This is a genomic window from Bacillus sp. 05T31 (assembly GCF_056396725.1).
This window is the reverse complement of record NZ_JBFTMA010000309.1, coordinates 1-12,673: the sequence shown is the minus strand read 5'-3', so window position 1 is coordinate 12,673 and position 12,673 is coordinate 1. Positions and strand designations below refer to the sequence as shown.

Below are 12,673 nucleotides of genomic sequence, written 5' to 3'. Positions count from 1 at the left end.
GGTCAAATGCTGGGACGTTATCCCGGATAATTTGCCACCATTCTTCTGGTACAGGTGGTCTTGACCAATGTTTTGGATCGGATAAATCCGAAGATTGCGTCGGCATAATTATCGTTCCTTCTTCTGTAACAACTTTCATTAACGCTTCTACTACGGCCACTGCACCGCCTGATATCCAACCGATTGAACTTAATGAAGAATGTACAATAACTGTCATTCCCTTTTCTATCCCTAATGCTTTTAAATCATTTGTAATTGTTTCAATTGTATTTGGAAATTGTGTATTGGCCACTATGTCATTCATTTTCACGATTGTTCCCCCATTTTGCTTTAAACTAATACATAAATATATTATCATATTTTTCTTAATTTTTAACATAATCATTTAGATTACTATACACCTACACTCTTAATTTAAACTTTATACTCATATGAAAGAGCCCCTCACAAATGATGGGCTCTTTGTTAATTACTTTTTAATTCAACTGTTGCTACCCTTCAATCGTAACCCCAGTAAACATTGATAAATTCCCGGTTATTCTTTCTCCTACTCGTAAAAACAGTCCTGCTGCTCTTCCGCTAATACAATGAGAACCGATAAGWAGTTTACCAGTATACGGTCCATCCCATGTATCAATTGTATAATCAGGCATATCTACGTATTGCTGATATATTTTTCGTTGTTCAAAATAATACTCTGTTTGATCTTCAGCTAATAGTTCATCATTTTCGTATATAGATACTCTGCCGCCTCCGCATCCAAGTTATAGGAACTTAAATAATCGTCTAATTAGCTCAGATTATTGATTTAATACGAATTAAGGACTCAATCGATAGTTTATTGAGCTAGCTACTTGTTGTGCCAAATGCATTTTTCATTACATATTTGCACTTCCATAATTGATCCCCATATATTATCATCTGTGCCACACTACTCTCTGAGGGACCTTACCTACTAAGAGCACTACTTAAAGGTGCTCTTTTTAATTTTTTTGAATAAATCTTCAAATTTTGTCCATACTTTAAATACGCCAATTTATAACAATTGATTTCTCCTTTAAAACGGGGCAGTTAGCTTTTGCTAGCTGCTCTTTTGTTTGAAATTAAAATAGCTTATTTTTTCATCTTTTAACTGGACAAGCATAATACTAGCATTTTCTACGCGCACCTTCTTCATCTCTGCTATATTATGAAAACTTGTATTATTTTCTAACTAACTCAATTTATTGATTTAATAAGAGTTATAAATTTAATGGGTAACTTTAAGGAAGGAATTAGATAGTTGTTTATATTTAAAAATAAATTTTTAATTCTTTCTATTAACTTCTGTATATGCTGTTTCATTTTCCTTTAAATACTTATAAGGTTTGTATGTACATGGTTCATATAGAAGGTTCTAATGCAAATAATAAATAAAGATTACAAAATCAGAAACTCCAAATGAAATCCGCTTTTAAGTATTCATTTCAAACGCCTTTTTATAGATTATTACTATCAGTATGCTTAAGGTCACTAGATTGATTTTATATATTTTTTACACCAGAACAAAAAAATATCATAAAATATAATGAAAAACAAATATCTATATGCATTGTTGTATTTCATACAATTCATATCCATTTTAAATTTCGTGAATTTATTTCAAACAAAAAAGAAATTCTACTCATTCCTTCACTGTTTGTGCGCAAAAAATTCAGCTATATAACTTTCTTATATTATTTTAAAAATCACTATATTCTTCTCCTCCCCTCATGTAAGCTCTATTTACAGGTATTCATTATTAATAATGAACAAATAAACTTATCTATTAAAACGGTTTTATACATGATGATATTTTATAGTTAGTTATCATTAACCAAAAAGGATGATGAGGATGAATTTAGAAGATCTAAAAAAATCATATGATGTAGTCGTGAGTTTAGGAGGTTTATGTCAAGTCACCAATCAATTAAAAAGGCATAATTTAAGAACATTTTCAGGACCATTAGATTGGTTTTATTATCCATCACTCTCGGATGCAAACAGATTACTTCAAAATCGATTTAAAAAGTTTATGGAACTTGAAAATATGGTCGTAGAAGGTTCAGAAAGCTACGGCCTTATTGAATCAGAATTTGATAATCAAACTAAATGGGCAGAACGAATTACTTACTGTATAAAGGACACTTATTATAATTGTTTTTCAATGCATGACTTTCCAATTGAACCAGGAGTCGATTGGAAAGTCACATACCCTTCATTTAATGCTAAATTAACTACTAGAATTAATCGATTTCTTGAAAAAATAACTAACAGTGAAACAATTTTGTTCGTTAGAATATGGGGAAATCGAGATGAAGCAGTTGAATTACAAAAGGTATTATCAAAAATTACAAATAAAGATTTTAATATTCTTATTGTTAATTTTGCAGAGGGAATACCGGATATTGTTGAACTAAATTTGGGAATAGCAAGGGTGTGTTCAATTGAAATCCCACGTTATCAGGATAGATGGGAAGGTGATGATTCAGACTGGGATAAAATTTTAAATAAAATAACATTAACTTACTAACTTTTTTCTTATTCTTAACATTATTGCATCCTTAATTGTATTTACACGGGTGTTGAGAAATAAAATTTCCATTAAATTGATACGCACTTAATTAAAAGTAAGTTCATATAATATTCCATAGTATTTTCTTTATAGGATAAATAGTTCTTTACAAATTAAATCTCATCACTAGAGCACCTTTATGCGGTGCTCTTTTTATGTTTCGGGTAAACCTAGAAAAAAGTATTTGTTTCCTTTCCCTTCGAATCCAGACCCTCCATTTTATACACTAAAAAAAGAGTACCGTAAAGTACCCTTGAAGTATTATGAGTATGAAATAAATAGAAATTCCTTCCTCTTCATATGGCTTAGCTTAATTACAGAATGCATGTTGTTCCTCTGAAAAGGAATTTGTGGAATATCCCTAACTCAATATTAATATGTATAAAGATACTTTTTGTGCAAATGAAAGAGGGCACTCCCCCAGTAAGTGCCTCTTTTGAAACTTTTTATGCTACATTTTGGAAACCATTCAATATTATTATATGGATGTTTTATCCCGACTATAACTAAAGTACTCTACAACTATGTTTAATGTTTATTTTCTACATAACAAAAAACAACACGATAGATATTTTTCACTTTATTCTTAAACTTTTTCTACGAACTTATTTGGCACACCATTCTTCTAATACCGAGGAAATATCAATAAGAATTATCATTGCGTTTTCAATATATAATAATACACGTAAATCACGATAATTTTGAATGTACTAATCATAAGAACCTCTTTTTTCTTCTTTATTAGTGTTGGTAGTGAAAAAGAGATTCAGACACAAAACCGGCTGTTAAGAATACTTTCTCCACAGCCTAAAACATTAAAAGTAATTATCAAAAGTGCTCTTTATTGTAGTTTCTTACTATTTAAGATCTTTGTGATTCCTCTTCATTTTTTCATTTTCCACGTTTCTTACACTACCTAATTTCAAATGATCTTCTTCACTGTTTTCATTATCTGATTTGGCATGCGACTCCTCTCTTTCTTCTTCACTTGATTCTTCATTTTCTTCTTCATTAGACTCTTGATCCGACTTATTGTGGCCTTCCCCACTTGATTCTTCATGTGAAGATGCATGTCCACTCTCACTTGATTCCCCATGAGAATCAGCATGTGATTCTTCATTTTCTTCTTCATGAGAATCAGCATGTGAGTGTTCATTCGCCTCTTTATGTGAATCAGCATGTGAATGCCCACTCGCTTCATTATGTCCCTGTTCATGCGACTCTCCTTGTGCATGATGATCACTCGCCTCACTATGTGCACCTTCATGAGCTTGTCTATTAGATTCACTATGAGATTCACCGTGTCCAGATTTCTTAATTTTTTCTGTTATTCTTTCCTCTGTTATTTTTTCTCTAATAATTCCCTTAAAATTAGTTATATAATGTTCATGCTCTGCCGATGCGGTATGTTCACGACTACTTACCTTTTCATTTTCCGCTTCGCTTTCACTATGAGTATGTCTGTGTTGACCCTTGTCATCTGTATTTTTATGTTGAGAATGAGAAGTATCCTCATGAACTCGATTACTAGACATTTCGAACGCCTTTTGGCTTGCACCCTCACTGCGCTGATTGCTTTCTGCTTCATGCTCGTTATTACTTGATTCTTTATGCGCTCTTTCACTTACATTTTCTTCACTATTATTACTTTCTACTTCATGCCCGCTATCGCTATATTCTTTATGACCTTGACGATGTTCTTTTTCTTGTTGACTATTATTTTCAGCCTCATGCTCTGATTTTTCACTCGCCTGGTATTCTTTCTTTTCTCCGTCATCATGATGCTGCTGACTTTCATCCTTACTCTGTTTATTCTCCACTTCTTTATGCCCTTGTTATTTTATTCCCCTCATGCTCTTCCTCTTTTACCGTCTTGCTTTCTTTTTCTTTACCAACAACCAATTTCTTCGCCTTTTTTTGCACCATTGTCAATACCTCCAGAAATATCATATTTACGGTTTACATGCCTATGAAATGTAAACAACAAATACAATATTTCCAAATCTCTTTATTTAATGCTTTTTTAATGTGCAGTAATGTAATACATCCATCATTTAACTGCAATACGTATTCCTCAGATCCAATCCGCATTTTAATTATATAATTCAACAAATATTTTTAGTTGATTATCATTATGGTACATCCGTGTATACATTTAACAGACAAACCACATAATCTAAATTAGTTAAATATACAGAGAGGAAGGAGATGAGTCTATGAAAGTCATAATTTTGTGTGGCGGAAAAGGACTTCGGATGCAAGGTATTTTAGAGGATATTCCAAAACCATTAGTTCGAGTTCAAGGAAAGCCTCTCCTCTTGCATATAATGAATTGGTATAGAGAATATGGACATTCTGATTTTATTTTGCCCTTAGGATATAAAGGTGAGAAAATTAAAGAATATTTTATGGACTATAGCTGGAAAGAGCATAACTTTAGTTTGAATTTTAAAACCAATCAATATAAGTTACTTGAGGAATTAGAACCGTGGAATATACACTTTATAGATACAGGAATCAACACAATGACCGGAGCAAGATTAAAAAAACTTGAAACATTTGTACAGGATGAAACTTTTTTATTAACTTATGGTGATGGATTAGCCAATATAGATATTAATCAACTTATAGCATTCCATAAGAAAAAAGGAAAAATCGCTACATTAACTGGAATTAAAAAGAATAGTCAGTATGGTCTATTGGCAGTCGAAAATGGAATCGCTATTGACTTTAAAGAGAAACCATTACTTGATGCAGTAATAAACGGAGGTTTTTTTGTATTTAACAAAGAAATATTCGATTATTTGAGTAATAGCGAGGATTGTATTCTGGAAGAAGACCCTCTTCGAAATTTAATAAAAGATAATGAGCTTGCAGTCTATGAACACAATGATTTTTGGGCTAGTGTCGATACACCTAAAGATTTAAAAACTATAAATGAAAGTTGGAATCCTAATAAAAATTAGTGGAGAGGACTGAATAACCATTGAGCTCTAATGATGAAAAAATAAGTTTACCGCGCTTATATATCCCCTCTAATGAGAAAATAGTTAGCCCACTTCCAACAGAAATAAGAACATTAAATCCCTCTAAAAAAAACATAAAAAAAAGGATTAATCCTCAATTCTATAATCAACAACATAATTTAAAAAATAATTTCTGTGTCATAGTAGGTAGTGAATATGTCTTGARAATCATTTCTTTACAGCAATCTTTAATGCAGTATTCACAAAAATTCACATTGTGGATTTGTTGTATAGATTCTTTTGCATATTCACTATTAAATGAAATGGATCTAATTAACGTAAACCTTTTACAAGTTGAAGAAATAGAGGATAGTGAACTAAAAGCAATTAAGAAAAAAAGGAAAGTTAATGAATATTGTTGGACTTTAAAATCTGTTTTGATTGAATATTTATTGGTAAATTATGATTTACCATCCATTCTATATTGTGATGGCGATTTATGCTTCTTCTCTGACCCTAATATTATTTTTGAGGAATGGGGTGAACATTCTATTTTTCTTACCCCACAAAGAGATCGTGATTGGGTAGAAAAGATGTACGGAAAATATCAAGCTGGTTTAATTGGGTTTAAGAATGATCTCTATGGACTAAAAAGTGTAAGATGGTGGAAAAACAAATGTCTAGATTGGTGTAGTGCCGAACCAGAGGATGGAAATTTCGGTGACCAAAAGTATTTAGATTTTATCCCTATTTATTTTCCAAAAGTAAAAGTGTCAAATAACCTAGGTATAAATGCTGCGCCTTGGAACTGTATATATAATAACGATTACAAAATTGACAAAACCAAAAACGATGTATTTATTGAGACCGATAAATTAGTTGTTTACCATTTTGCATGTATTACTATCTTTACCGAAAATGATTTTGATCTTTGGTCTTTAGGAGCAATTTCAATACCCAATAATATATTAAACCATATTTACACCCCATATTTAGAGAGAATTCAATTTGTTCTAAAGCAAGTTGTATGGATGATTTAACTTATCAAATTTTGAAGAAATTAAAATTAAAGTATGCCATACTAATTCCGGTAAAAGATATTGAAAACCATGAACTCTTAAGTATAAAAAATGAGAGAAGTTTACAAGAATATTGTTGGACATTAAAAGCTCCTCTTTGTCTCCATATTCTTACTCTTTATTCGGAAGTTGATCACATTATATATTGTGATGCTGATATGTATTTCTTTACAGCACCTAATATAATTCTGGATGAATGGTGGAAGTATTCTGTATTTCTTTGCCCACAAAGAAGTTCTACTGAAATTGAAGATACACACGGTATATACCAAGCAGGTTTAGTAGGCTTTAAAAACGATCAAAATAGTAAAGAAATTTTAACATGGTGGAAAGATAAATGCCTAGAATATTGCAAAAATCATTATGATGTTGAAATGAATAGATGGGGCGACCAAAAATATTTAAATCACATTCCTAACATTTTTTCTAATATAAAAATCATGACTCAAAAAGGTATTGATGCAGCACCTTGGAATGTAATTCTAAATAGCAATTCTATATCCAAAACAGATAACAAAATTCTTATTGATCAAGATGAATTAATTGCTTACCATTTTGGAAGTATGCAGATTATTAATCCAAATGAATTCGATTTATGGAAACAAGAAACTTTAGAATTACCTCCAACAATTTTAGATTATATATACATTCCTTATATAGAACAACTGAACAAAACATGTCGTATTCTTCATAATTCTTTTGGAAGATCCCTATCCCCTTTATTTGCTGGTCAAATTGATAAATCAACAATAAAAAATCATTTTAAATACTCCTCCTCGCATCATAAGCAAAGTTCATTCTCCCCTTTTTTATAAATAAATCTATTTGTGCCATCAACTAAGAATAAAACTTAATAGATAAAGGATAGATTATATAACTATGATTACTTCATTTAAAAATAAAACTTTTCTTATCACGGGTGGATATGGTTTTATTGGTTCTCATTTGGTACGAAGACTTTTACATTTACAAGCAAAAATTGTTCTATTTATAAGAGCATCATCAGATTCTTGGCGACTCAAAAACATTCTAAAAAATATTGAAACCTATGAAATAGATATACGAGACAAAGCACAAGTACAAGACGCAATAAAGAAAATTAATCCCGATTATATTTTTCACCTGGCTGCCTATGGAGTAAATTCTGCCCATACAGATTACATGCATGCTATAGAAACAAATATTATAGGGACATGTAACATTATTCAAGCGGCAAAATTCGTGAATTGTAAAAAAATCATTAATATGGGAAGTAGTTCTGAATACGGCAACAAGATGGAACCTATTCATGAAAATATGCTACTAACTCCTGTAGATATTTATGGAAGCACCAAGGCTGCCAGCACTATACTTGCCCATCAAATCGCTAGCGAAAAATTTATCCCTTAAAACATTATGTAGAATTATTGTTCCAACATTTGAACACCCATTCCAGACCAAACTACGGTGCAATTTCCTCTAGAACAAATGAAAGATGGATTCCTGAAGTAAATATTCAAAAAATCACAAACTCTCTTTCCTGGGAACCTAGGATTAATATTGAAGAAGGAATTATTAAAACTATTAATTGGTATAAAAATAATACAAATATATACCTAACTCCCTGAAAATATAGTACTAAAGGAGGTGGACTAATTGTTAAATAAAAACTTTAATAACGCTTTTTACGGAAAGAAAATTTTAATTACAGGACATACTGGTTTTAAAGGTTCTTGGTTATCCCTATGGTTGAAGGAATTAGGCGCTACTGTAATCGGATATTCATTGGATCCTAAAAATAAAAACGATAACTTCAATATTACCAACCTTCAAAATCATGTAATTGATATTCGCGGAGACATTAGGGATTTTAATCAATTAAATAAGGTTTTTACAGATTATAAACCTGAAATTGTATTCCATTTAGCTGCACAGCCTCTCGTTAAGTATTCTTATGAAAATCCTAGAGAGACATACGAGGTAAATATTGTAGGAACTATGAATATTCTAGAAGCAATTCGATTACATGAATCAGCTAAAATAGGAATTATGGTAACAAGTGATAAGTGTTATGAAAATAAAGAATGGCCTTGGGGTTATCGTGAAAATGATTCTATGGGTGGCCATGATATATATAGCTCAAGTAAAGGATGCTGTGAACTTTTAATTTCGTCCTATCGGAACTCTTATTTTTCGGAAGAAAAATTTTCACAACACAAGAAAATAATTGCAAGCGTTCGAGCTGGAAATGTAATTGGCGGAGGGGATTGGTCAATAGATAGGATTATTCCCGATTGTATACGAGCACTAGAATCAAACAAAAAAATTTTTATTAGAAATCCTAATGCAATTAGACCCTGGCAACATGTACTAGAACCCTTAGGCGGATATTTACTTCTCACAGAAAAAATTATAGATAATGGCATCCTTTTTTCCGGAGCATGGAACTTCGGACCATCCCTAAACAATATTGTTCCAGTAGAAAAACTAGTGACTAGTATAATAGATACTTGGGGGTGTGGAGATTGGACAACAGAAAATTTAGGCCAAGTAAATTATCATGAAGCAAATTTACTAAACCTTGACATTAGTAAAGCAAAATTTTCCCTTAATTGGCAACCAAAGTGGTCTCTACAACAGACTTTAGAAAATACAATAGAATGGTATAAAAATTATAATTCTTTTTCTAGCACAGAGATGATAAATCTGTGTGTTAGCCAAATCGAACAATATGGCATTTTATAAAAACAAATTATTTTTATAGTTATATGTCCTACTATACCACCTAGACACATGCGGTTGTTTATTAATTAATAAAAATATTATCTCTTGAATTATTCCAAATCAATCACAAAAATTATATCTAAGAAAAACAGGAATCACATATTCTGCTAGTGATTCCTTTTCTATGAGAGAACAATGTCTCGTTTTAACGATAATATAGTATATGTCATTGCAATATTATTTGTTCTAGTAATTTTAAAAATGCCATATAATTATACCCAGATATGGAACATTTGCAGTAATTTTTAACCTTGTAGCTATTCTACTATAGTTTTAGCCTGCGTATCAAGCCTCTGGGTAGCCTCACCAATACCAATAAATTCATGAATTGCTTGTTCTATACAAGAGTAACTTTCAGTAACTGTTTTTTCTGATTGTAGAGTCCCATTTTCCACATAAAATCTATTTAATCCTAAATATAAAAAACTTCCACCAATTAAGACTTGCTTTATATGTCACCACTTAGGTAAGTTTTATCAATATCATTTGGTCAATTATTGAAATAATATATTCTTTTTTGTGATGTCTCTCTTTTCATATATTTTTTACCCTTCAATAGTTACCCCAGTAAACATAGATAAATTCCCAGTTATTTTCTCACCTACACGTAAAAATAACCCTGCAGCTCTCCCGCTAATGCAGTGTGAACCAATTAATAGTTTACCAGTATACGGACCATCCCATGTATCAATTGTATAATCAGGCATATCTACGTATTGCTGATATATTTTTCGTTGTTCGAAATAATACTCTGTTTGATCTTCAGCTAATAGTTCATCATTTTCGTATATAGATACTCCTCCACCTTCACGGCCATATAAAGGTTTAGAAACATATGATTCATTTCTTTCTAAAAATGGCTTATTTGTAAAATATGTTGGTAGGAAGTATTTATTAATAATATTACGCTCTTCTTCTTCAAAGAAAACCACTTCTTCATAAAGCTTCCAAATTAATGCGAGTACACTTTTGTTTTGCATAACAAAAGCAGCCGGTGGATTGATAATTCGCACTCTTCCTTGCGCTATATGATTTAAAAATTGCAGACCAATTCTTTTTCCATTTTTATCAATATCTGAAACTAAATATTCAATTGGATACAGTCGATATAAATAATGGATTCGCTCACCACTTGGCGTATATATACCATCATCTGCAACGACGATATCTTGTATGCCAACATATTCCGTGGACTGATCTAAGCAATAACTTCTTAAAAATTGAACTGTTTGATGATCTTCATCATGCCAATCGTAGCTTGTAAAATAAATCGTTTCGTCAGGACTTATTTTGTAATCATGTTTAATTTGTTCCCATGCCTGCACAATATGCTCCTCAATGTGATTCGGATGATTCACATCGTGATAACGGCACAACACTTCATTTGCGACAGACGGTTCTAAATAACCTGTTGGTGTATCACAATTTACTTCTATTAATTTAATATCATCACCATTTACGATAAAGTCAAACCTTGTAAAATATGAAAATAAACCAGTATGTTTCATTCTCGCAATTTCCCACGTTTCAGGCGGGAATCCAAGTTTTTGAAAATCTTCAGTCGTATTTACAATATATTGATACGTTCTATATAACACATACATAATTTCTTCYGTCGCTTTAGAAATTGCAGTATATGTAYGTACTGGCATMCGRTACATACCAGTTGCCATATATTGATTCCATTCTTCATTCTCTAAAAGACTTGGCCAYGTAAATCCATTTCTACYAGCCTCTTCTGCAAGAGAAAACCAKAYTTTCATATACKCTTCCTGTTCTTKTWCTGTATACATTTCTCCATTATCCTTTCAAATTAGGATCCAGCTGGTGCTTTTGCGTTTCCAATTCCACTTGAACCAGAATTCACTTTCGGCGTTTGCGTAGTAGATGATTTTGACGTGTTTGAATCTGTTGTTACTTTATTTGAACTATTCGGTTGTTCTTTATTTAAATCTACTTTTTTTGAAGAATCATTGTTGCTACTAGTTCCGCCGTAATACCCACCACCACCGCTGCCACCAGTTCTCCGTTCATCTTTTTCACGGTATGGAATAATATTATTTGCATATGGTTTCTTTATAAGATTTGGTTTCGCATTACTATACATATTCGACGTCTTACTTGCTARTAAATAKCCAGCAACGAACGGAAGTATTGGCARATGGGARCTCTCATTATTAAATGAAGCAGGTGAATTATTATCTCTGCATAATTCTTCTTTTTCTATATTTTCTATCGTTGGCGCTTTATCATCACAATTTAATGCTTCGTGTTTGCTTTCTTGCTTCGTACCATCTGTTTTTACCGCACTACTTTCTTTTTGTGCGCTCTCTTCATCATTATCAGCACATCCTGTTAATAAAAAAGATGACACTCCTATTGAAGCTGCAATTTTCACAAATTTGCTTTTATCCATTCTCATGTATTATACACCTAATTTCTTGTTTATCTATATTTTACCAATTACCTTTATTATATAATGTAATCATCATTTTTTTCAAACTAAACTAAATATGTAAAATTACATATTTCGCATACTTTTAAACTGTTCATTCTCGAGATAGCAATGAAATCTTTCCAACCCCGGATATTTTTCTCCCAGACTTTTAATCTTAAACCTACACTTTTTATAAAATTCGACTGCCTCTTTGTCTGTCTCTGCCTCTATATATGTCAACTCATACTTCCTAATTATTTCTCTTATCATTTGAAGTGCAATTCCTTGATTGCGATATTTTTCATCAACAGCTATGTGACACATTCTCGCTCTATTTGTATGAATTAGCGCTATACCTATGCAACCCTTATTCCCATATTTATATAGCACTGCCTGATCATTTTTATACATTGAAACTGCTTTAAATAAGCTTGCTTCACTCGGACCGGTCGCATGCTTTAATACCCTCTTAATTGGATCTATTTCTAAATGCTCTACACGCTGTAACATCATACTTCCATATCCTTTCTATGAAAAAAGATTAGCTCTTTATGAAAAAGAGCTAATCTTTTTACGCCGTTATTTTTTCCGCTTTTTTTACAACTACAGCTACATAACTATGCAATATCATGCCGACAATAACGAGACTCATTCCACCCCAAGATAATGATGACGGAATTGGGGCAGATAGCCAGATGAGCTCTCCTACTAATGCAAATAAAACTTCACCAGACTGTGTCGCTTCAACGGTTGCTAGTTTTTGCGGATCGTCTTTTACAAGATCTGTCGCAAAGAAAAATAATACTGTAGCAATTAATCCAGAACTAATTGCTAC

9 protein-coding genes and 3 pseudogenes are annotated in these 12,673 nt (G+C 31.8%); 5 read left to right on the top strand and 7 right to left on the bottom strand.

Annotated features, from left to right (window positions below; genetic code table 11):
- On the bottom strand, positions 1 to 304 hold a 304-nt coding region (locus AC1DJR_RS17795; RefSeq protein ID WP_477003150.1), incomplete at its 3' end, for an AAC(3) family N-acetyltransferase.
- A gap of 187 nt (positions 305 to 491) precedes the next feature.
- A pseudogene (locus AC1DJR_RS17790) lies at positions 492 to 761 on the bottom strand (glutathionylspermidine synthase family protein); the annotation flags it as partial.
- Positions 762 to 1,873: 1,112 nt separating this feature from the next.
- Between AC1DJR_RS17790 and AC1DJR_RS17785 the strand changes: the two are divergent.
- Positions 1,874 to 2,551, top strand: coding sequence for a papain-like cysteine peptidase (locus AC1DJR_RS17785; RefSeq protein WP_429688370.1), 678 nt, complete (start codon positions 1,874 to 1,876; stop codon positions 2,549 to 2,551).
- 899 nt (positions 2,552 to 3,450) lie between these two features.
- Here the strand turns inward: AC1DJR_RS17785 and AC1DJR_RS17780 are convergent.
- The gene (locus AC1DJR_RS17780; protein WP_429688371.1) at positions 3,451 to 4,413 is read right to left on the bottom strand and encodes a hypothetical protein; all 963 of its coding nucleotides are present in this window, start codon (positions 4,411 to 4,413) and stop codon (positions 3,451 to 3,453) included.
- A gap of 396 nt (positions 4,414 to 4,809) precedes the next feature.
- Between AC1DJR_RS17780 and AC1DJR_RS17775 the strand changes: the two genes are divergently transcribed.
- The 4 genes and pseudogenes from AC1DJR_RS17775 to rfbG all read left to right on the top strand — a co-directional run bounded on the left by AC1DJR_RS17775 (position 4,810) and on the right by rfbG (position 9,362).
- Positions 4,810 to 5,559, top strand: a complete 750-nt coding sequence (locus tag AC1DJR_RS17775; RefSeq protein WP_429688372.1) for a sugar phosphate nucleotidyltransferase — start codon at positions 4,810 to 4,812, stop codon at positions 5,557 to 5,559.
- Positions 5,560 to 5,579: 20 nt separating this feature from the next.
- Positions 5,580 to 7,453: pseudogene (locus tag AC1DJR_RS17770) on the top strand (glycosyl transferase).
- Between the two features lie 64 nt (positions 7,454 to 7,517).
- Positions 7,518 to 8,245 (top strand): annotated as a pseudogene (locus tag AC1DJR_RS17765) (NAD-dependent epimerase/dehydratase family protein).
- 28 nt (positions 8,246 to 8,273) lie between these two features.
- Positions 8,274 to 9,362 carry a CDP-glucose 4,6-dehydratase gene (gene rfbG, locus AC1DJR_RS17760; protein ID WP_429688375.1) on the top strand — a complete coding sequence of 363 codons (1,089 nt, stop codon included), beginning with the start codon at positions 8,274 to 8,276 and terminating at the stop codon, positions 9,360 to 9,362.
- Positions 9,363 to 9,946: 584 nt separating this feature from the next.
- Here rfbG and AC1DJR_RS17755 read toward each other — a convergent pair.
- The 4 genes from AC1DJR_RS17755 to AC1DJR_RS17740 form a co-directional block, all read right to left on the bottom strand.
- On the bottom strand, positions 9,947 to 11,194 hold the full coding sequence (locus tag AC1DJR_RS17755; RefSeq protein WP_477003149.1) for a glutathionylspermidine synthase family protein: 1,248 nt from the start codon (positions 11,192 to 11,194) through the stop codon (positions 9,947 to 9,949).
- A gap of 20 nt (positions 11,195 to 11,214) precedes the next feature.
- Positions 11,215 to 11,823 carry a hypothetical protein gene (locus AC1DJR_RS17750; protein WP_477003148.1) on the bottom strand — a complete coding sequence of 203 codons (609 nt, stop codon included), beginning with the start codon at positions 11,821 to 11,823 and terminating at the stop codon, positions 11,215 to 11,217.
- A 99-nt stretch (positions 11,824 to 11,922) separates the two neighbouring features.
- On the bottom strand, positions 11,923 to 12,348 hold the full coding sequence (locus tag AC1DJR_RS17745) for a GNAT family N-acetyltransferase (protein WP_429688377.1): 426 nt from the start codon (positions 12,346 to 12,348) through the stop codon (positions 11,923 to 11,925).
- 61 nt (positions 12,349 to 12,409) lie between these two features.
- Positions 12,410 to 12,673, bottom strand: a 264-nt coding sequence (locus tag AC1DJR_RS17740) for a multidrug resistance efflux transporter family protein (protein WP_477003147.1), incomplete at its 5' end; no start/stop codon positions are given.

Coding starts and splice junctions, on each gene's coding strand:
- AC1DJR_RS17785 (WP_429688370.1), top strand. CDS start 1,874: ATGAATTTAGAAGATCTAAAAAAATCATATGATGTAGTCGTGAGTTTA.
- AC1DJR_RS17775 (WP_429688372.1), top strand. CDS start 4,810: ATGAAAGTCATAATTTTGTGTGGCGGAAAAGGACTTCGGATGCAAGGT.
- AC1DJR_RS17745 (WP_429688377.1), bottom strand. CDS start 12,348: ATGTTACAGCGTGTAGAGCATTTAGAAATAGATCCAATTAAGAGGGTA.